The 19,979-nt window shown below is 64.0% G+C and carries 15 protein-coding genes; 4 read left to right on the forward strand and 11 right to left on the reverse strand.

Annotation, left to right across the window (positions count from 1 at the left end):
- Positions 1–39: 39 nt before the first annotated feature.
- Positions 40–4,788 (reverse strand): glutamate synthase-related protein, encoded by a 4,749-nt coding sequence (locus tag R2N03_RS18440; RefSeq protein ID WP_316659298.1) that lies wholly within the window; start codon positions 4,786–4,788, stop codon positions 40–42.
- Between the two features lie 259 nt (positions 4,789–5,047).
- The gene (locus R2N03_RS18445) at positions 5,048–5,773 is read right to left on the reverse strand and encodes a transposase (RefSeq protein WP_316659299.1); all 726 of its coding nucleotides are present in this window, start codon (positions 5,771–5,773) and stop codon (positions 5,048–5,050) included.
- A gap of 271 nt (positions 5,774–6,044) precedes the next feature.
- On the opposite strand from R2N03_RS18445, the gene R2N03_RS18450 reads away from it, so the two are divergent.
- Positions 6,045–6,719, forward strand: a complete 675-nt coding sequence (locus R2N03_RS18450; protein WP_316659300.1) for an OmpW/AlkL family protein — start codon at positions 6,045–6,047, stop codon at positions 6,717–6,719.
- Positions 6,720–6,915: 196 nt separating this feature from the next.
- Here the strand turns inward: R2N03_RS18450 and R2N03_RS18455 are convergent, their stop codons facing one another.
- From R2N03_RS18455 to pilM, 8 genes are all read right to left on the reverse strand, one after another.
- Complete coding sequence (locus tag R2N03_RS18455) at positions 6,916–8,082, reverse strand: deoxyguanosinetriphosphate triphosphohydrolase (RefSeq protein WP_316659302.1); 1,167 nt, start codon at positions 8,080–8,082, stop codon at positions 6,916–6,918.
- A 19-nt stretch (positions 8,083–8,101) separates the two neighbouring features.
- Positions 8,102–9,208, reverse strand: coding sequence for a 3-dehydroquinate synthase (gene aroB / locus R2N03_RS18460; RefSeq protein WP_316659303.1), 1,107 nt, complete (start codon positions 9,206–9,208; stop codon positions 8,102–8,104).
- On the reverse strand, positions 9,205–9,777 hold the full coding sequence (locus R2N03_RS18465) for a shikimate kinase (protein WP_316659376.1): 573 nt from the start codon (positions 9,775–9,777) through the stop codon (positions 9,205–9,207). Before R2N03_RS18465 ends, aroB begins: the two co-directional genes overlap by 4 nt.
- Before the next feature lie 139 nt (positions 9,778–9,916).
- Positions 9,917–12,082, reverse strand: a complete 2,166-nt coding sequence (pilQ, locus tag R2N03_RS18470; RefSeq protein WP_316659377.1) for a temperature dependent type IV pilus secretin PilQ — start codon at positions 12,080–12,082, stop codon at positions 9,917–9,919.
- Positions 12,083–12,084: 2 nt separating this feature from the next.
- A complete protein-coding gene (locus R2N03_RS18475) occupies positions 12,085–12,630 on the reverse strand; it encodes a pilus assembly protein PilP (RefSeq protein ID WP_316659304.1) in 546 nt (181 codons plus the stop codon).
- Positions 12,627–13,286: a type IV pilus inner membrane component PilO gene (locus R2N03_RS18480; protein WP_316659305.1), complete on the reverse strand. Its 660-nt coding sequence runs from the start codon at positions 13,284–13,286 to the stop codon at positions 12,627–12,629. Before R2N03_RS18480 ends, R2N03_RS18475 begins: the two co-directional genes overlap by 4 nt.
- Positions 13,287–13,288: 2 nt before the next feature.
- Positions 13,289–13,918: a PilN domain-containing protein gene (locus tag R2N03_RS18485; RefSeq protein WP_316659306.1), complete on the reverse strand. Its 630-nt coding sequence runs from the start codon at positions 13,916–13,918 to the stop codon at positions 13,289–13,291.
- Positions 13,919–13,929: 11 nt separating this feature from the next.
- Positions 13,930–15,000, reverse strand: coding sequence for a pilus assembly protein PilM (gene pilM / locus R2N03_RS18490; RefSeq protein ID WP_316659378.1), 1,071 nt, complete (start codon positions 14,998–15,000; stop codon positions 13,930–13,932).
- A 441-nt stretch (positions 15,001–15,441) separates the two neighbouring features.
- Between pilM and R2N03_RS18495 the strand changes: the two genes are divergently transcribed.
- Complete coding sequence (locus R2N03_RS18495) at positions 15,442–17,859, forward strand: penicillin-binding protein 1A (RefSeq protein WP_316659307.1); 2,418 nt, start codon at positions 15,442–15,444, stop codon at positions 17,857–17,859.
- An 80-nt stretch (positions 17,860–17,939) separates the two neighbouring features.
- Here the strand turns inward: R2N03_RS18495 and cyaY are convergent, their stop codons facing one another.
- A complete protein-coding gene (gene cyaY / locus R2N03_RS18500) occupies positions 17,940–18,281 on the reverse strand; it encodes an iron donor protein CyaY (RefSeq protein WP_316659308.1) in 342 nt (113 codons plus the stop codon).
- 115 nt (positions 18,282–18,396) lie between these two features.
- Between cyaY and lptM the strand changes: the two genes are divergently transcribed.
- Together lptM and lysA are read left to right on the forward strand one after the other, a co-directional pair.
- A complete protein-coding gene (lptM, locus tag R2N03_RS18505; RefSeq protein WP_316659309.1) occupies positions 18,397–18,627 on the forward strand; it encodes an LPS translocon maturation chaperone LptM in 231 nt (76 codons plus the stop codon).
- Positions 18,628–18,693: 66 nt separating this feature from the next.
- Complete coding sequence (gene lysA / locus R2N03_RS18510) at positions 18,694–19,953, forward strand: diaminopimelate decarboxylase (protein WP_316659310.1); 1,260 nt, start codon at positions 18,694–18,696, stop codon at positions 19,951–19,953.
- Positions 19,954–19,979 lie beyond the last annotated feature (26 nt).

The raw sequence follows: 19,979 nt of genomic DNA on the forward strand, positions 1-19,979 counted from the left end.
GGCCGATCGCTTGGATCAGCCGCCCGCCAGGTCGCTGGATCAGGCTGCGATCTGCTCGCGACCCGCTTCCTGCTCGCGTTCGTACATCTCGGCGAGTGCACGCTTGTACTCGGTCGGGAAGACCTTGACGAAGCGGCGACGAGCGTTGTTCCAGTCGGCCAGCAGCTCCTTGGCGCGCTCCGAGCCGGTGTAGCGGAAGTGCTTTTCCACCAGCGCCTTGAGCAGTTGCTCGTCCAGCACGCGCTCGCCGTTCACCTTGTGCCAGGTCGACGGCGTGTGCGCCTTCTCCTGGTCCGCCGACGACAGCACGGATTCGAGCGCGACCATGGCCGTGTTGCAGCGCTTGTCGAACAGGCCGTCCTCGTCATAGACGTAGGCCACGCCGCCCGACATGCCTGCCGCAAAGTTGCGGCCGGTGGTGCCCAGCACGACGACGGTACCGCCAGTCATGTATTCGCAGCCGTGGTCACCGGTGCCTTCCACTACCGTGGTGGCACCGGAGTTGCGCACCGCAAACCGCTCGCCTGCCACGCCGTTAAAGAATGCTTCACCCGCCAGCGCGCCGTACAGCACCGTGTTGCCGGCGATGATGTTGGAGGTCGGCTCGCCCCGGAACTCGTGCGGCGGACGCACGATCACGCGGCCACCCGACAGGCCCTTGCCCACGTAGTCGTTGCCGTCACCCACCAGATCCAGCGTGATGCCGTGCGCCAGGAACGCGCCAAACGACTGGCCAGCTGTGCCTTGCATCTGGATGTGGATCGAATCGTCCGGCAAGCCTTCATGACCATAACGCTTGGCCACCTCGCCCGACAGCATCGCCCCCACCGTGCGGTTGACGTTGCGCACCGGCTGGATGAACGACACGCGCTCGCCCTTTTCCAGCGCGGCCTTGGCCTTCTCGATGAGCTGGTGATCCAGTGCCCGATCCAGGCCGTGGTCCTGCACATCCACCTGGTAGCAAGGCTCGTCTTCCTTCCTGGGGGGCTGGTAGAAGATGCGCGCGAAGTCCAGACCGCGTGCCTTCCAATGTTCGATGCCAGCCTTGGTATCCAGCAGATCCGCACGACCGATCAATTCGTTGAACGTGCGGATGCCCAGTTGCGCCATGATTTCGCGCACTTCTTCGGCCACGAAGAAGAAGTAGTTCACCACGTGCTCGGGCTTGCCCGAGAACTTCTTGCGCAGCACCGGATCCTGCGTCGCCACGCCCACCGGGCAGGTGTTCAGGTGGCACTTGCGCATCATGATGCAGCCTTCGACCACCAGCGGCGCCGTGGCGAAACCGAACTCGTCGGCACCCAGCAGCGCGCCGATCACGACATCGCGACCGGTCTTCATCTGGCCGTCGGCCTGCACGCGGATGCGGTTGCGCAGGCCGTTGAGCATCAGCGTCTGCTGCGTTTCGGCCAGGCCCAGTTCCCACGGCGTGCCAGCGTGCTTGATGGACGACCACGGCGAGGCGCCCGTACCACCGTCATGCCCGGAGATCACGACATGATCGGCCTTGGCCTTGGCGACACCTGCCGCCACCGTGCCCACGCCCACTTCCGACACCAGCTTGACCGAGACGTCCGAACGCGGGTTCACGTTCTTCAGGTCATGGATGAGCTGCGCCAGATCTTCAATCGAATAGATGTCATGGTGCGGCGGCGGCGAAATCAGCCCCACGCCCGGCACCGAGTAACGCAGCTTGCCGATGTAATCCGTGACCTTGTGGCCGGGCAACTGACCGCCCTCGCCGGGCTTGGCGCCCTGCGCCATCTTGATCTGGATCTGATCGGCGGAGGCCAGGTACTCGGCCGTCACACCAAAGCGGCCCGAGGCCACCTGCTTGATCTTCGAGCGCAGCGAATCGCCCTCCTGCAGCTCGAGGTCGCGCTCGACCACTTCGCGGCCGATCACGTCCGACAGCTTGGTGCCCTGCTTGATGGGAATACCGCGCAGCTCGTTGCGGTAACGGCGCTCGTCTTCGCCGCCCTCGCCCGTGTTCGACTTGCCGCCGATACGGTTCATCGCCACGGCCAGCGTGGTGTGCGCTTCCGTGCTGATCGAACCGAGCGACATGGCGCCAGTGGCAAAGCGCTTGACGATCTCCTTGGCCGACTCGACTTCTTCCAGCGGAATGGCGCGTGCCGGTTCCACCTTGAACTCGAACAGGCCACGCAGCGTCATGTGGCGCTTGCTCTGATCATTGATCAGGTTGGCGTACTCCTTGTACGTCTGGTACGAATTCGCGCGCGTGGCGTGCTGCAGCTTGGCGATCGAATCCGGCGTCCACATGTGCTCTTCGCCGCGGATACGGAAGGCGTATTCGCCGCCGGCATCCAGCATGCCGGCCAGCACCGGGGCCTCGCCAAAGGCGTCGCGGTGCAGACGCAGGGCTTCCTCGGCCACCTCGAAGATGCCGATGCCACCCACGTTCGACGCGGTGCCATGGAAATACTTGTCCACCAGCTCGCGCGACAGACCGATCGCCTCGAAGATCTGCGCGCCGGTGTACGACATGTACGTCGAGATGCCCATCTTGGACATCACCTTCTGCAGGCCCTTGCCGATCGCCTTGGTGAAGTTGTAGATCGCCTTCTCGGCGGTCAGGCCGAGGCCCGGCGCCATCTCTGCGAGCGTTTCCATCGCCAGGTACGGATGCACGGCTTCCGCACCGTAGCCGGCCAGCAGGGCGAAGTGGTGCACTTCGCGTGCCGAGCCCGTTTCGACGACCAGACCCGTGCTCGTACGCAGGCCCTTCTCCACCAGGTGATGATGGATCGCAGACGTCGCCAGCAGCGCCGGAATGGCGGCCTGCTTCTCGTCGACCGCGCGATCCGACACGATCAGGATGTTGTAGCCCGACTTGACCGCGTCGACGGCCTCGGCGCACAGCGACGCCAGGCGCGCTTCGATGCCTTCCTTGCCCCACGCCACCGGATAGCAGATATTCAGCTCATACGACATGAACTTGCCGCCGGTGTAGTGCTCGATCTTGCGGATCTTCGCCATGTCCTTGAAGTCGAGCACGGGCTGGCTCACTTCCAGGCGCATCGGCGGGTTGATGTTGTTCAGTTCGAGCAGGTTCGGCTTCGGCCCGATAAACGAGACAAGCGACATCACCATGTTTTCGCGGATCGGGTCGATCGGCGGGTTGGTGACCTGCGCGAAGAGCTGCTTGAAGTAGTGGTAGAGCGTCTTGTTCTTGGACGACAGCACGGCCAGCGGGCTGTCGTTGCCCATCGAGCCGGTGGCTTCTTCACCGTTGGCCGCCATGGGCGCCATCAGGAACTTGAGGTCTTCCTGCGTGTAGGCAAAGGCCTGCTGGCGGTCCAGCAACTTGGCAGCCGGCTTGGTCTCGGCGGCCACGTCTTCCGGTTTGGCGTCGAGTTCATCCAGCTTGATGCGCACGGCCTCGATCCAGCTCTTATAAGGCTTGGCATTGGCCAGGTTGTCCTTGAGCTCCTTGTCGTCGATGATGCGGCCCTGCTCCATATCGATCAGGAACATCTTCCCCGGCTGCAGGCGCCACTTCTTGATGATGCGCGACTCGGGAATCGGCAGCACGCCGGCTTCGGACGCCATCACGACCATGTCGTCGTCGGTTACGTAGTAGCGCGCCGGACGCAGGCCGTTACGGTCGAGCGTTGCGCCGATCTGGCGGCCATCGGTAAAGCAGATGGCGGCGGGGCCGTCCCACGGCTCCATCATCGCGGCGTGGTATTCGTAGAATGCGCGGCGGTTGTCGTCCATCAGCGCGTGCTGTTCCCACGCTTCCGGAATCATCATCATCACGGCCTGGGCGAGCGGGTAGCCGGCCATCGTCAGCAGTTCGAGGCAGTTGTCGAACGATGCCGTATCCGATTGACCCGGATAGATCAGCGGCCACAGCTTCGGCAGGTCATCGCCCAGCACCGGCGACGAGATGCCGCCCGTACGCGCGTTGATCCAGTTGACGTTGCCCTTGACGGTGTTGATTTCGCCGTTGTGCGCCACCATGCGGTACGGGTGCGCCAGTTCCCATGCGGGGAACGTGTTGGTCGAGAAACGCTGGTGCACCAGCGCCAGCGCCGACACCGTGCGCGGGTCGGCCAGGTCCTGGTAATAGCGGCCGACCTGTTCGCACAGCAGCAGGCCCTTGTAGACGATCGTGCGCGCCGACATCGACGGCACGAAATATTCCTTGCCGTGCTTGAGCTTGAGCGCCTGGATGGCATGGCTGGCGGTCTTGCGGATCACGTACAGCTTCCGCTCCAGCGCATCGGTGGTCATGATGTCGCGGCCGCGCCCGATGAAGATCTGGCGGATCACCGGCTCGGTCTTCTGCACCGTGGGCGACATCGGCATGGTCTTGTCGACCGGCACGTCGCGCCAGCCCAGCACGACCTGACCTTCCAGGCGCACCGTGCGCTCGAGTTCCTGTTCGCAGGCCAGGCGGGAGGCGTGCTCCTTCGGCAGGAAGACCATGCCGACGCCGTACTCGCCGGCGGGCGGCAGGTTGACGCCCTGCTTCGACAGATCTTCGCGGAACAGCTGGTCGGGAATCTGCAGCAGGATGCCCGCGCCGTCACCCATCAACGGGTCAGCACCGACGGCGCCCCGGTGGTCCAGGTTGTGCAGAATGCGCAGCCCTTGCTGGACGATCTCATGGCTCTTCTTGCCTTTGATGTGCGCGACAAAACCCACGCCGCACGCATCATGTTCGTTGGTCGGGTCGTACAACCCTTGGGACGACGGCACGCCCTGGACGGCGGTCGGTTCAGCGCCCTGCGGCGCGGCGGGGAAGGAATGTTGTTCCACGGCGATCTTCCGATGTAGTCGGCACGACGCGCCGTGGAGGGCCTTCGCGATAAGGTGCAGGTGCGATGGACAGACAATGGCGCGCCGCACCATGAATGCGGGTGGATCGACTATAAGAGAGCGCCCCGGAACAGGCAAAAGTTTTTAAATGGGGTCGGAGTAAATTTAAAAATGCCTACTCCCGGCACGGACTTTTAAATAGGGACAGATCAGAAATGCGCTGATGGATACGCATGTGCGCGGGGAGTGCGGCACGGCGCTAATCGGCCTCGGTATTCCTCTGACGCCCGCTCTCTTCTGTTCGACGCGGCGGCCTCCCCTTTGGCAGCGGCGCCACACGTCGCCCACCCATACGCGCCAGCGTCGCCAGGAACGCCTCGCCACCCAATGGCCATCCACTATGGACGTGTTGGCGAATCTGCGTGAGCTGGTCCGGCCCCAAGCCCTCGTGCCACAACGCCCGGTACCGGGACTGGCGCTCGAACGGCGTGTTTCCCAGCCGCCAATAGCAATAGTGATCGCTCACCCACGGAATCGATTGGATACCGGCATGGTGGCGATACGTGCTCCACCGATCCTCCTCCGGCGTCGCGGCCAGCCCGGCACGCACGGCGTTTGACTCCACATAAAGCTGCATCGGAAGTACCCATTCGCTCGGGTCCAGCACGGTCGAGCGAAAGCGGCCTTCCCATAGCGTGCCGCTGCGTTCGGCCGCCGCGTTGAAGTACCGCGTGTACCGCCGCCCCACCGCTTGCAGCGTGCGCGAGAGACTGTCAGGCGCCTTGGGCGTCCCCACCAGGTGTACGTGATTGGGCATCAGTGCGAAGGCGTGGATGGCGAAGTCATGCTCACGGGCGGCCATGCGCAACGTGTCGAGGTAGAACACATAGTCTTCGTCGGTACGAAATACCGTCTGCCGATTGTTGCCGCGCTGCAACACGTGCACGGGCACATCAACGGGACTGAGGCGAGGCAGACGGGCCATGGTGACAAGACCGAATTGGGAAACACGTATCGTAGCGCGAGCGCTCCATATCTGTCCCCATTTACTCGAATACCAAACGGTTGCGGAGATGCGGCCGCCGAGGCGCAACGTGAGGCCGCGCGTTCACCGCGGAATTTGCGTCGCGTCAAATCGGCGGGCAGGCGCCTGCGCGGCGGCACCCCGAAGTTGATCGGGCGCAAATCGATTGGGCGACTTACCCGCGAGACTGGCTCCCATCACATCACGACATACCATCACAAGGGAGCGATTCATGGCTTTTGTTCGCCTAGCCGCCGCGGCCGCAGTCAGCGGAGTTCTTGCTGCCGCCTTCAGCCCGACCGCCTTTGCGCAGACGACCGATCTGCCGGCAGCGACCGGCAACTGGATGGTGCGCCTGCGTGCCGTCAACCTGACCGCGGCCAACAAGTCGGATCCCGTGCCCGCGCTGGCTGTGCCTGCGGATGCGATCCAGATCAACAACAAGGCGTTCCCGGAGCTTGATGTCTCGTACTTCTTCACCCCGAACATCGCGACCGAGCTGATCCTGACCTATCCGCAACAGCAGGACGTGACGGTCACGCAGAGCGCGTTGGGCGGTCCGACCAAGATCGGCAGCTTCCGCCATCTGCCGCCGATCCTGACGCTGCAATATCACTTCACGCCGGAATCACGCTTCAAGCCATACGTGGGCGCGGGCATCAATTACACGCGCATCTCCAACGTGGATCTGCAGGTGCCCGGCGTCGGCCCGCTGGATCTGAGCAAGAACAGCTTCGGCCCCGCGCTGCAGGTGGGTTTCGACTATCGCCTGTCCGATCACGTCTACTTCAACGTCGACCTGAAGAAGACCTGGATCAGCGCAGACGTGAAGATGGCTGGCCAGACCATCAGCAAGGTCAAGGTTGACCCGTGGCTGCTGGGCGTCGGCCTGGGCTACCGCTTCTGAGGGAGACGATCAGCGAACCAGACTTCTTCTGATCGACTTTTCCGACGTGCCGCAGGGGCCGTCGACGGCGGGGGCGCTCGTCGGCGGTGGTTGGCGCGTTCGGCCCGGCATGCGTTGGGGCGGCCGGGCATTTTTTTTGGGCGCTCGCTTTGGGGCCGGCGTCGATCGCCCGGACGCCACGCGGCGCTGCGATCGTTCAGACCGCATCCACCGCGAAGATGCGGCGATGCTCCTTGATGGCGTAGCGGTCCGTCATGCCGGCAATGTAATGCGCAATCCAGCGGGGTTGCTCGGCGGGGTCGGACTTCGCCTGATACTGGGGCGGCAGCAGGCGCGGATCGTCAAGGAATACGCTGAACAGGTCTTCGATAATCCGGCGAGCCTTGGCGGACATCCGCATGACGAGGTAATGCCGGTAGAGGTTGTCGAACAGGAAGCGCTTGAGCGCGCGCGCCTCCTCGCGCATCGGCTCGGAAAACGTCACGAGCGCTGGCGCGGCACGCACGTCGTCGATGTTCTGCGGCCCAGCTTCTGCAATGGCGGCACGCGTGGCACGGATCAGATCCACGATCAGCGCATTGATGATGCGCCGGATGGTTTCGTTGATCAGGCGCCGTCCGCCGACTTCCGGAAAGGCCGCCTCGGCCTCGCGGCGATGGATCGCCCAGAGCGGCACGTCCTCCATCTGCTCCAGCGTAATGAGGCCGGAGCGCAGGCCATCGTCGATGTCGTGGTTGTTGTACGCGACCTCGTCGGCCAGATTGGCAAGTTGCGCTTCGAGCGAGGGCTGCTGGCCCTCGAGAAAGCGTCTCCCAAGCTCGCCCAGTGTGGCGGCGTTGTTGCGCGAGCAGTGTTTGAGGATGCCCTCACGCGTTTCGAATGTCAGGTTCAGGCCGTCGAAACCGCCATAACGCTCCTCCAGCCGATCGACGACCAGGAGGCTCTGCAGATTGTGCTCGAAGCCGCCATACGGCTTCATGCAATCGTTGAGCGCATCCTGCCCCGCATGGCCAAACGGCGTATGGCCCAGATCGTGCGCCAGTGAAATCGCTTCAACGAGATCTTCATTGAGGCGCAGACTGCGCGCAATCGAGCGGGCGATCTGCGCGACTTCGAGGCTATGCGTGAGCCGGGTGCGGAACAGGTCGCCCTCGTGGTTCACGAACACCTGCGTCTTGTATTCGAGGCGGCGGAACGCCGTGCTGTGGATGATGCGATCGCGGTCGCGCTGGAACTCCGTGCGCGAGGTGGACGGTGGCTCGGCGTGGACGCGGCCGCGCGTCTGCGCCGCGTGCGCGGCATACGGAGCGAGATGGCCCTCGAGATCGAACGGTGCGGGCGGCAAATCGAGTCGATCGTTCATCAGGCCCTCTCGTCAGGCATCAGGCGACAGGGGCCTCGGTCGGCGGGCGCAGCACGGCATGCTGCAAGGTCGCGCGCAGATCGGCGTCCGGCACGGTGGTCACGAACGCCTCGCCAAGCTTACGCAGCAGCACGAACTTGATCTCGCCAGCCTCCGCTTTCTTGTCGACGCGCATCAGCTCGATGAAGCGATCGACGCCGAGGTTTGGGGCGACCGTCGGCAGGTTTGCGGCCCGCGTCAGTGCCGCGATGCGATTGCGCGTGTCGATATCAATGAAACCCAGCCGATGTGACAGATCGGCCGCCATCACCATGCCGCAGCCGACGGCCTCGCCGTGCAGCCATTCGCCGTAACCCAGGCCGGCCTCGATGGCGTGCCCGAAGGTATGGCCGAAGTTGAGGATCGCGCGCAGGCCGGATTCGCGCTCGTCCTGGGCAACGACGGCAGCCTTGATCCGCACCGAGCCGCGCACGGCCTCGGCCATCAGCCCGGCATCGCAGTTGTTGAGGCCGCCGATGTTCCGCTCGATCCAGTCGAAGTAACCGGCATCGGCAATCGCGCCGTGCTTGATGACTTCGGCCATGCCGGCGGCAAGCTCGCGTGCGGGCAGCGTGCGCAGCGTATCGATGTCGGCCAGCACCGCCTGCGGCTGGTGGAACGCGCCGATCATGTTCTTGCCCAGCGGGTGATTGATGCCCGTCTTGCCCCCCACGGACGAATCGACCTGCGACAGGAGCGTCGTGGGCACCTGGATGAACGGCACGCCGCGCATATAGCAGGCGGCGGCAAAGCCGGTCATGTCGCCGATCACGCCACCGCCCAGCGCGATGAGTGTCGTCTTGCGATCGGCACCCGAAGCCAGCAGCGCGTCAAAGATGCGATTGAGCGTCTCCCACTTCTTGAACGATTCACCATCGGGCAGCACGACGGTATCGACGGCCTTGCCGAGCGATCGGATGGCCTCTTCGACCTGCGCGGCGTACAACGGCGCAACGGTCTCGTTGGTGACGATCACGGCACGCGCGCCGCGAATGTGGGGACCAAACAGCTCCGCCCTGGACAGCAGCCCCGGCCCGATGTGGATCGGATAAGCGCGCTCGCCAAGGTCGACATCAACGGTAATCATGACTGAGGGGAAACGAACGAGGGTGAGGAAGAACCCGCTGGTGGCGCCACAATGCCGGCCACTTCGAGTTGCATGAGCACCATATTAACAAGCTGGGCGACCGTGGGCTTGCCGGTTTCGATGACAAAGTGAGCCACCTCGCGATACAGCGGATCACGGATGGCATGCAACTCTTCCAGCTTGGCACGGGGGTTTTCTGTCTGCAGCAACGGCCGGTTCTTGTCGTGGCGCGTGCGCAGATACAGGTCGTGCGGATTGGCACGGAGGTAGATCACGGTGCCGCGCTCCCGCAGCATCGCGCGGTTCTGCGGCCGCAGGACGGCGCCGCCGCCGGTGGCCACGACCACGCCCTCCCGGGAGGTGAGTTCGTCGATCATGTGGGTCTCGCGATCGCGAAACCCTGCCTCGCCTTCGAGTTCGAAGATGACCGGCACGCGAACGCCGCATCGCGCTTCGATCTCATGGTCGGAGTCGAAGAACGGCAGATCGAGCCGGCGGGCAACCGCCCGGCCAACCGTGGTCTTGCCGGCGCCCATCAGGCCGACGAAAAAAACGTTGGGAACAGACAAAATCGCGTGAAATCGGAAAATTGAGTCCGATTGTAGTGGCTTTTGCGCTCCATCCCGCGCAAACCCGCCCGCCAGATGCAAAAAAGCCCGGCGCTCCATGCAGGAGGCCGGGCTTGCAGATGAGATCCCGGACTGTCGATTACTTCTGCGACAGTTGATCAGACAGCACGCGCGGCGTCAGGAACACCAGCAGCTCCGTCCGGTTATTGATCTTGTTGGTGCTCTTGAACAGGTTGCCGACCACCGGAATGTCGCCCAGGAGCGGCACCTTGTTCACATCCGTCCGCTCGTTCTGCGTGAAGATCCCGCCGATCACGACCGTCCCGCCGTTTTCGACCAGCACCTGCGTCTGCACGTGCTTTGTGTCGATAGCAAAACCGTTGGTGGTCTGGATGCCGACACTGTCCTTGTTGACGTCCACGTCCAGGAAGACGTTGCCGTCCGGCGTGATCTTCGGCGTCACTTCCAGCTTCAGGTTGGCCTTCTTGAAAGACACCGAGGTGGCACCGGAAGACGTCGCCTGTTGATAGGGGATCTCGGTCCCCTGCTCGATCAGTGCCTTGATGTTGTCGGCGGTGACCACGCGCGGGCTGGAGATGATCTTGCCGCGACCGTCAGCTTCCAATGCGGACAGTTCCAGCGCCAGGAAGCGGCCGGCACCGGCGTTGAACAGGCTCACCGCCACGCTGGCGGCGTTCACCCCGTTGATGCCGTTAGCCGGGAAGCTGAGAGCCGGGCTGTTATCCCAGGTCGCACCCTGCGTGATGGGCGACACCACGTTGGTATAGGTGTTGCCGTAACCCGCGCCGTTGGTCTTGGAGGCGAAGCCCAGCTTGGCACCCAGGTTGCGGCTGAACGTGTCATCCGCCTCGACGATGCGCGCTTCGATCATCACCTGGCGAACGGGGATGTCGATCTTCTGGAGGAAGGACTGGACCTCTTCAAGCTTGCTCGGAATATCCGAGACAAACAGCTGGTTCGTGCGGGTGTCGGCCGTGAGCGAGCCGCGCTTGGACAAGATCCGTGAGGTCGTGGTGGCACCGCCCACCGCACCGCCTGCGCCGCCGGCAGCCGCGACGCCCAACAGCATGTTGCGCACGTCGGCAGCGCTCTGATAGTTCAGCCGGAACACCTGGCTGCGCAATGGCTCCAGTTCGGTCACCTGCTGCTGCGATTCGAGTTCGGCCTTTTCCTTCGTCGCGAGTTCGCCGCGCGGCGCCACCCACAGCACATTGCCGTTGCGACGCGAAGCCAGCCCCTTGGAATCGAGCACGATCTGCAGGGCCTGATCCCACGGCACGTCCTTCAGACGCAGTGAAAGGGTGCCCGTCACGCTATCGCTCGTGACGATGTTCAGGTTCGTGAAATCTGCAAAGACCTGCAACAGCGAACGAACATCGATGTTCTGGAAGTTCAGCGACAGCCGCTCACCGCGGTAGCCGGGGCCCGAGATCAGCTTGTTCGGGTCTTCCTTGGTCGGGCGGACTTCCACCACGAATTGCGTGTCGGTCTGGTAGGAGCTGTATTGCCAGTTGCCGCGCGGCTCGATGACCAGGCGCGCGCCGGTGCCGTTGTCGGTGGCGCGCATGGCCTGCACGGGCGTGCCGAAGTCGCTCACGTCGTAGCGGCGACGCAGCGACTGCGGCAGCGTCGCGCCAACGAAGTCGACTACCAGGTTCTGACCCTGCTGGGCGATATTGATTGCCGAATTTGCTGTCGACAGATCGACCACCACGCGGCCGGCCTGATCCTCGCCGCGGCGGAAATCGACGTTACGGACCGCAGGACGCTCAGCGCCAGCCGCGGGCGTGGGCGCAGAGAAGGTCGGCGCAGGCGAGGCCGCCGCGACCGGTGCCGCCGCCAGCGTCAGCACATACTGATTGCCACGCACCTCTGACGTGTACTGCGTCTGGCGCGACAGGTCGAGCACGACGCGGGTGCGGTCCCCGATCTGCACGACATTGGCCGCACGCAGCAGCTTGCCGCCGTATTGATAGTTCGCACGCCCCTGCGCAAAGCCGGCGCCGAAGAAATCGACGGCGATGCGCGCCGGCTGCTGGGTACTGAATTCCACCGGCTTCTGCGCGGGCGGGCTCTTCAGCGTGATCGTCACCACGGTGGATTCACCGGCCGAGGCCTGCTCCACCTTTTCGATCATATTGGCCGCCACGGCCGCAGGAGGCGTGGCCGCCTGCTGAGCCACGGCCTGGCCGGCCACCATGAGCATGCACAGCGAGAGCCATGCGACCGCGCCCCCCCGGGCCACTCGGGCGGCCTGCGCGAGGCCGCCCTTCACGAGACGCATCGTCATTGCGCGCCCTCCTGAACTTTCAGGGTAGTCATTTTTTCTTTCCATTCGGCCGTGCCTTCGCGCACCAGCTCACGCAGGGTGAGTTCCTGGTCGCCAATGCGGACGATGCGGCCATAGTTTTGTCCGATGTACTGCCCCACATGCACATGCTGCGTCTTGTCCCCGACAGACACGACGGCTTCCGTCTCGCCGTTGCGCTTCATCGTCCCGAGCAGCTTGAAGGCTTCCAGCGGATAGTCTTCCAGCGGCTCGCGACGGCGATTCGGCTCCGGCGATTCGTTCTGCGCGCGCGATAGCTCTGCCACCTTCTGCACACTGAACGGATCAGTCTGCTTGGTGGTCGTGTATTCGCGCGGCGAGTAAGGCTTGGGCTGCGGCAGCGGCGGCACGGTCGTGCTCACGTGCTGACGCGCCTGCTGCATCCATTGCTGCAACTCGTCGTCTTCACTCGCGCCGCACGCGGTCAGCACGACCGCCAGGCACAGCGGCGAGAGCCGCACGAGATGCGTCATACGGCGACGGCTCATGGTACGGCCCTTCATTTGGCGCCTCCCTTGCCGGCGGCTGCAGCCTTGCGCTGGGCAGCCTGCTCGTCAGCGTCGAGGGCACGGTAAGCCTCGGCCCGGGCTTCCATGACCATTCCGCCGTCTTTGGTGCCCGTCAGGGCGATGTTCTGCAGCGTGACGATCCGCGACAGCGCAGCGACATCTGCGGCAAACAGGGCCATATCGTGGTAACGGCCATTCACCTTCACCGCAACCGGGATCTCGGCGTAGTACGGCTTGATCACGGCGGCGGCGGGACGGAACAGGTCGAACGTCAGGCCGCGCGCGATGCCGGCGTGGTTGACGTCGGCCAGCAGTGCGTCCATTTCGGTCTTGTTGGGCAGTTGCAGTTCGAGCTTGGCGACGCGCTGCTCCACCTCGGCCTTCTGCTTGCGCAGCGCTTCGAGGTTGACCACCTGCGCAAGCTTGGCCTGGTAAGCGCTCTTCAGGTTCTGCTGCTCGTTGCGCTTGGCATCGCGCTCGTCAAACTTGCCGCTCCAGTACAGTTGCCAGCCCAGTCCGATCACCACTACGGCGGCAAGAATCATGAACAGGATGCGCGGTGCCGCAGGCCAGGTTTCCGGCTCGTTCAAGTTCAGGCCACGGAACTGGCTGACCACGTCTTCCAGCGAGATTTCGGTCGAGAGAGCCATGGTTATTTCCTCGCCACTGCGCTGGCCGCCCCGGGCTTGGCCGGCGCTGCGGGCTCGGCCTTCCATTGGAAACGGATGGTGAAATTGAACAGGCGGCGCTGCTCCTTCAGGTTGTTCGTCATGGTGGTCGCCACTGACTCGCCGAGTTCGGCATGGTCCAACCAGGGCACTGAACCGAGATTGCGCAGCAGATCCGACACACGCTCGTTGGATTGCGCGACCCCAGACACGGTGTACTTGTCACCCTCTTGCTTGAGCGCAGTCAGATAGATGCCATCCGGCACCTGGCGCACCAGTTCCTCAAGCAGCTGCACCGGGCGGTTGCGCTGATTCTGCAGCCCCTCGACAGCCTGCTGGCGCTGCAGCAGGTCGTCGATTTCCTTCTTGAGAGTGTTGACCTCGGCAATCTGCCGGTCCATCTCCGCGTTCTTCTGCGTGAGGACGTTGTTAATGCGTTGCGCCTCCTCGGTCTGGTGATCGATCACCATGCCGCCAAGGAGCACCACCGCGGCGCCTGCGGCCGCTGCCGCGCCCAGGCTCATGAAGACTTTCTTGCGCTTGCCGGCACGCCGCTCGGCGTGATACGGCAGCAGGTTCACGCTCGGGAGCGCGTTGACGCTTTCGTTGGCCATCGCCCCCTCCTTTATTGCAGCCCGCGCAGGGCGAGGCCCGCGCTGACGATGTAGGCCGGCAGATCGCGTTGCAGGTAACGCGCATTGACGTTCTTGGCAGCGCCCATGTTGGCGAACGGGTTGGCCAGCGTCGTGTTGATCTGCGTCTGCTGCTGAATGGCGGTCTGCACCCCCAGCAACGACGCATGGCCGCCGGAGAGGACGATTTCATCAACGCGGCCGACGCTGGATGTCGACAGGAAATTCTGGATCGCCTGACTCACTTCCATCGCCAGCGTCTCCAGCGACGGCTTGAGCAACTGGCCGCGGTACTCGTCGGGCAGCGTGTTCTTGCGCTTCTTGACCTCGGCCTTGAGCAGGTCGAGCGAGAACAGGCGCGAGATGCTTTGTGTCAGTTGGTCGCCCGAGCCGGACAGCGGCTGGTCGTACAGCTCCTTCCAGCCCTGGTAGAAGAGCGCGTGCGAGCGCGCACCGCCCAGATGAAAGACGGCCACGACGGGCATGTCCCGCATCTCGGTCTCGTTCGCGTCCGGCTTGACCGACAACATGTGCGTCATGGCCCGCTGGATGGCGTTCTCTTCCACGTCCATGACGATCGGCTTGAGCCCGGCCATCTCGGCCGCGGTCACGCGCTCGGTCACACGCTCGGAAACGGTGGCCGTCACGCGTACACCGACGCCGCCTTCCGTTTCGGACGGGCCGATCACGACATAGTCGAAGTTGACGTTTTGCGAGGGCGGGAACAGCCGGTTGGCCTCGCTCTCGACCTGCACGAAGAGCTCGTCCTCGGTCAGGTTGTCGGGCAGGCTGACGGTCTGGGACTCCGTCAGGCTGGAAGGAATGGCAAGCACGGCATCTTTGCTGCGGATACCGGCCTTGGCGAGGGCACGCTTGAGCGCGTTGCCTACCGCATCGATGTTGACCAGATTGCCGTCGGCGACGGCACTGCGTTCAATGAGCTCGCTTGCGCATTTCTCGAGACGGAAATCTCCATGCTTGCCGTTGGCGGATAGCTCCACCACCTTGACGCTGGAAGACCCGATATCTATCCCGACGATATTGCGGCGCAGCAGGCCGGACAACAAACCCCGTCGCACAGAGACACCCCACCGTTTATATATTTTTGAACCCTGGCGCCCGATCCACGTCCTACGTGCGCCATAGCCTGCATGGATTTGCTGCTGGATTCTCACAAAATCCTTTAGAACAGGCAAACGCTCCGGCAGACCACGAAGCATTTCGCTGGCGCCGATTCGTAAAGCGTTGTCAAAACCCCACGGTCGGGGGATACCCCTTTCGTCTGACTTGCTTTCCGCTTCATCTACTTCTAACGGCGGATTCTCTGCTGGCTTGAATCCGGGTGCCGCAACCGCACAACCGGCGCGCTTGAGGTGGCCCTTGAGCCACGCGGGTGCGCTCTACGCCGCAGTCGTGACGCCCGTTACGCGCTGTTACGCCCGCGCGCCCGGAGCCAGGGAGGCACGACGATATAATCGCCGCCACGCTGACAGATACCCCTCGTAATGGCTACTGCCCAAACCACACCAGCCTCGCCCAAGCCGCCCAAAGCCCGCCGTCCGCTGTGGGTGCGCCTGCTCCTCTGGATGATTGGCCTGTTCGTTGCCATGGGGCTCGTCGGGGCGCTGCTGGTGGGCTACGCCCTGCTGGTGGCCGCGCCCAACCTGCCGTCGCTGGACGTCATCACCGACTACCGGCCGAAGATCCCGCTGCGCGTGTACACGGCTGACAATGTCCTCATCGGTGAATTCGGCGAGGAGCGCCGCAGCTTCGTTCCCATCACGCAGATGCCCGACGTGATGAAGCGCGCGGTACTGGCCATCGAGGACGACCGCTTCTACGAGCACGGCGGCGTCGACTTCATCGGCGTGCTGCGCGCGGGCCTGGCGAACCTGCACGGCAGCCTGTCGCAGGGCGCGTCGACCATCACCATGCAGGTGGCGCGCAACTTCTTCCTGTCGAGCGAGAAGACGTACACGCGCAAGATCTACGAGATGCTGCTGGCCTACAAGATCGAGGCGAGCCTCACCAAGGACCAGATCCTCGAGCTGTACATGAACCAGATCTATCTGGGCCAGCGCGCATACGGCTTTGCCAGTGCCGAACAGATCTACTTCGGCAAGAACATCAAGGACATTACCCTGGCCGAGGCCGCGATGCTTGCGGGCCTGCCCAAGGCGCCGTCCGCGTATAACCCGGTGGTGAACCCCAAGCGTGCCAAGGTGCGCCAGGAGTACATCCTGCAGCGCATGCGCGACCTGCACTACATCACGCCGGAGCAATACGATCAGGCGATCCATGAACAGTTGCCGGTGCGCGGCGAAGGCCATGAATTCGACGTGCACGCCGAGTACGTCGCCGAGATGGTGCGCCAGCTCATGTATGCGCAGTACCGCGAAGAGACCTACACGCGCGGCCTGAACGTCTACACCACGCTGCGCAAGGAAGATCAGGAGGTCGCCTACCAATCCGTGCGCCGCGGCATCCTCGACTACGAACGCCGCCATGGCTACCGCGGGCCCGAGGCTTTCATCGACCTCCCCTCCGATGCGGAGGACCGCGAACAGGCCATCGACGACGTGCTGCTCGAACACCCGAACAGCGACGACCTGCAATCGGCGGTCGTCGTGAGCGTTGCGCCCAAGCTGGTGCGCGCAACCATGCTGACCGGCGAGACGATCGACCTGTCGGGTGACGGCCTGCGCTTCGCCCAGGCGGCGCTGTCGGCCAATGCGCAGCCCAAGATCAAACTGCGCCCTGGCGCCGTGATTCGCGTCATCCAGGACGCCAAGACACAGAAGTGGTCGATCACGCAGCTGCCGGAAGTCGCCTCGGGCTTCATCTCGGTGGACCCGCAGACCGGCGCCATTTACTCCATGGTCGGCGGCTTCGACTTCAACCGCAGCAAGTTCAACCATGTCACGCAGGCCTGGCGCCAGCCGGGCTCGAGCTTCAAGCCGTTCATCTACTCGGCGGCGGTGGACAAGGGCTTTTCGCCGTCCACGGTGATCAACGATGCGCCGCTGTCGATCCCGTCCGGTGACACAGGGGGGCAGGTATGGGAGCCGAAAAACTACGGCGGCGGCTACGACGGCCCGATGACGATGCGCCGCGCGCTGCAGAAGTCGAAGAACCTGGTGTCGGTGCGCATCCTGCGGGCCATCGGTACGCAGTACGCCCAGCAGTACATCACGCGCTTCGGCTTCGAGGCTGACAAGCATCCCGCTTACCTGCCGATGGCCCTGGGCGCGGGATCCGTGACGATGCTGCAGATGGCCGGTGCGTATTCGGTCTTCGCCAACGGCGGCTACCGCGTCAACCCGTACATCATCGATCGCGTCGTCGACGTACGCGGCACGGTCATCCAGCAGGCGCATCCGGTGATGGCCGGCAAGGATGCCGTGCGGGTGATCGACCCGCGCAACGACTTCATCATGGATTCACTGCTGCGCAGCGTGGTATCGGGCGGCACGGGTTACCTCGCCAAACAGAAGCTCGGCCGCAACGACATGGCCGGCAAGACGGGCACCACCAACGACTCGTTCGACGCGTGGTTCTGTGGTTATACGCCCAAGCTTGTTGGCATCGCGTGGATGGGCTACGACAACCCGCGCAGCCTGGGCGACCGCGAAACCGGCGGTGGCCTGGCCTTGCCGATCTGGATCAACTACATGAGCTATGCCCTCAAGGGCCAGCCTGAAATCGACCGCCAGCCGCCCGAAGGCGTCGTGCAGATGGCGGGCGACTGGGCTTACGAGGAATACGCCAACGGTCAGGGCGTCGCTTCGGTGGGGCTTGGCGACGCGTTGCCGGGCGCCCAACCGGGAGGCGATAAGCAGCAATCGCAGCAGCCAGGCATCAACCTCGCGCCGACGCCGGAACAGGAAAAGCAGAAGATTCTCGACATGTTCCGCGGCAACTGAGCTCCGTTCGGCTCGCCCACGAAAAAAGCCGCCCTGCGGGGCGGCTTTTGTTTTTGCAGCGAACGCGATGCGCGCCGCGTTCAGCCTGCCGCCAATGTCACATCGACCTCGCACTGCTGACTGACATAGTGCGAGAGCGCGACGTACAACTCCTCGCCGCTGCGCGTATCCACCCAGCGGCCATCGTCGCGCCGGAAGTGGAAACCGCCCGCGCGCGCCGCCACCCAGAGCTCCTGCATCGGCGCCTGGCTGTTGATGATGATCTTCGAGCCGTCGTCGAATTCGAGCGTCAGCACGTTGCCGGTACGGTTGATCTCGATGTCGGCCTCGGCCTCGGTGGCAGCGATCTCGACGATGCTTTCGATACGGGTGAGTTCGGCGTCGGCCAAGGCCAGGAACTCCGATTCGCTCAGGGGGGGCATGCTACACTCCAAAGTCTTGCGCAGCGGCCTTTCCGGCCCGCTGACGCCTCGCCTCATGTGACTCCAATCGCCGCAAGGGCTGCACCCTTGGGCATCCTTTCTGCACCATCATCCGATGATACGAATCGCCGCCATTGTAGCCACTGTCGGCCTGACCCTGACGGCCGCGGGCCTATCCGGCTGCGGGATTCGCGGGCCGCTATATATGCCCAGGGTGCCGCCGGCGCCGACTGCGCCGCAGACTGCAGACCCCGGCATCGCAGGCCCGAACGCCGTGCCGCAACCGCCCGTACCTGGCGCAAAACCCGACGCACAAGCTGCCAGCGCGGTGCCTGCCAACCGCTGATCCGACCATTTCGCTCAACCGGCGCCGTCCGCCCAGCCTGTCGCGGCGCCCTGAATGTTCTCGCCCATGTCTGAGTCCCTTGTCCGCCAATCCGGCGCGCTGATGATCGAAGGCGTCGCGCTCGATGCGATTGCCGCTCAGTTCGGCACGCCCACGTATGTGTATTCGCGCGCCGCGCTGACGGCCAACTATCGCGCCTACGCCGCCGCTTGCGAGGGCCGCAACGCGCACGTGCAGTACGCCATGAAGGCCAACTCGAACCTCGCCGTGCTGCAGGTGTTCGCGCAGCTTGGCGCAGGCTTTGACATCGTCTCGGCTGGTGAACTCAAGCGCGTGCTGGCCGCCGGCGGATCGGCGTCGAAAGTCGTGTTCTCGGGTGTCGGCAAGAGCGCGGATGAAATGCGCTTCGCGCTGGAGGCTGGCGTCGCATGCTTCAACGTCGAGTCGATCCCCGAGCTGCACCGACTGAACGATGTAGCCGCCTCGATGGGCAAGACAGCCCCGGTGTCGCTGCGCATCAACCCCGACGTGGATGCCAAGACGCACCCCTACATCTCGACGGGACTGAAGGGCAACAAGTTTGGCGTGGCATTCGACGAGGTGCTGCCGACCTACCGTGCCGCGGCAGCGATGCCAAACCTGCGCGTGGTCGGCATCGATTGCCATATCGGTTCGCAGATCACCGAAGTGTCGCCGTACCTGGATGCACTGGACAAGGTGCTCGATGTGGTGGCGCAGCTTGACGCCGAGGGCATCCGCCTGTCGCACATCGACGTGGGCGGCGGCCTGGGCATTACTTACACGGATGAAACGCCGCCCGACATCACGGCCTTTGCGCGCACCTTGCTGGACCGTGTCGAGCAACGCGGCTTCGGTGACCGCGCCGTGCTGTTCGAACCGGGCCGGTCTCTGGTCGGCAACGCGGGGCTGCTGCTCACGCGTGTCGAGTATCTCAAGCCGGGCGCAGCCAAGAACTTCTGCATCGTCGACGCGGCCATGAACGATCTGGCGCGCCCCGCCATGTACGAGGCGTACCACCACATCGTGCCGGTGCGAGAAGGGGAAAGCGCGCCGGTGGTCTATGACGTGGTCGGTCCGGTATGTGAGTCCGGCGACTGGCTCGGCCGCGACCGTTCACTGGCCGTGCAGCCGGGCGACCTGCTGGCGATCCTGTCGGCCGGCGCGTACGGCTTCACGATGAGCTCGAACTACAACACGCGCAACCGCGCGGCAGAGGTCATTATCGACGGCAACCAGGTGCACCTGGTGCGCGAGCGCGAGCGGTTCGAAGACCTGGTCCGCGGCGAGCATCTGCTGCCGCAATAAGCCACCGCCACCGCAAGAAAAAAGCC

The sequence above is a fragment of the Ralstonia condita genome (assembly GCF_958405655.1).
Lineage (GTDB): Bacteria > Pseudomonadota > Gammaproteobacteria > Burkholderiales > Burkholderiaceae > Ralstonia > Ralstonia condita.

Bases quoted from the DNA above. Each gene is read 5' to 3' on its own strand.
- pilQ (WP_316659377.1), bottom strand. From the start codon at position 12,082: ATGCGTCTCGTGAAGGGCGGCCTCGCGCAGGCCGCCCGAGTGGCCCGG.
- R2N03_RS18445 (WP_316659299.1), bottom strand. From the start codon at position 5,773: ATGGCCCGTCTGCCTCGCCTCAGTCCCGTTGATGTGCCCGTGCACGTG.
- R2N03_RS18455 (WP_316659302.1), bottom strand. From the start codon at position 8,082: ATGAACGATCGACTCGATTTGCCGCCCGCACCGTTCGATCTCGAGGGC.
- R2N03_RS18450 (WP_316659300.1), top strand. From the start codon at position 6,045: ATGGCTTTTGTTCGCCTAGCCGCCGCGGCCGCAGTCAGCGGAGTTCTT.
- lysA (WP_316659310.1), top strand. From the start codon at position 18,694: ATGTCTGAGTCCCTTGTCCGCCAATCCGGCGCGCTGATGATCGAAGGC.
- R2N03_RS18485 (WP_316659306.1), bottom strand. From the start codon at position 13,918: ATGGCCAACGAAAGCGTCAACGCGCTCCCGAGCGTGAACCTGCTGCCG.
- R2N03_RS18475 (WP_316659304.1), bottom strand. From the start codon at position 12,630: ATGAAGGGCCGTACCATGAGCCGTCGCCGTATGACGCATCTCGTGCGG.
- cyaY (WP_316659308.1), bottom strand. From the start codon at position 18,281: ATGCCCCCCCTGAGCGAATCGGAGTTCCTGGCCTTGGCCGACGCCGAA.
- aroB (WP_316659303.1), bottom strand. From the start codon at position 9,208: ATGATTACCGTTGATGTCGACCTTGGCGAGCGCGCTTATCCGATCCAC.
- lptM (WP_316659309.1), top strand. From the start codon at position 18,397: ATGATACGAATCGCCGCCATTGTAGCCACTGTCGGCCTGACCCTGACG.
- R2N03_RS18480 (WP_316659305.1), bottom strand. From the start codon at position 13,286: ATGGCTCTCTCGACCGAAATCTCGCTGGAAGACGTGGTCAGCCAGTTC.
- R2N03_RS18495 (WP_316659307.1), top strand. From the start codon at position 15,442: ATGGCTACTGCCCAAACCACACCAGCCTCGCCCAAGCCGCCCAAAGCC.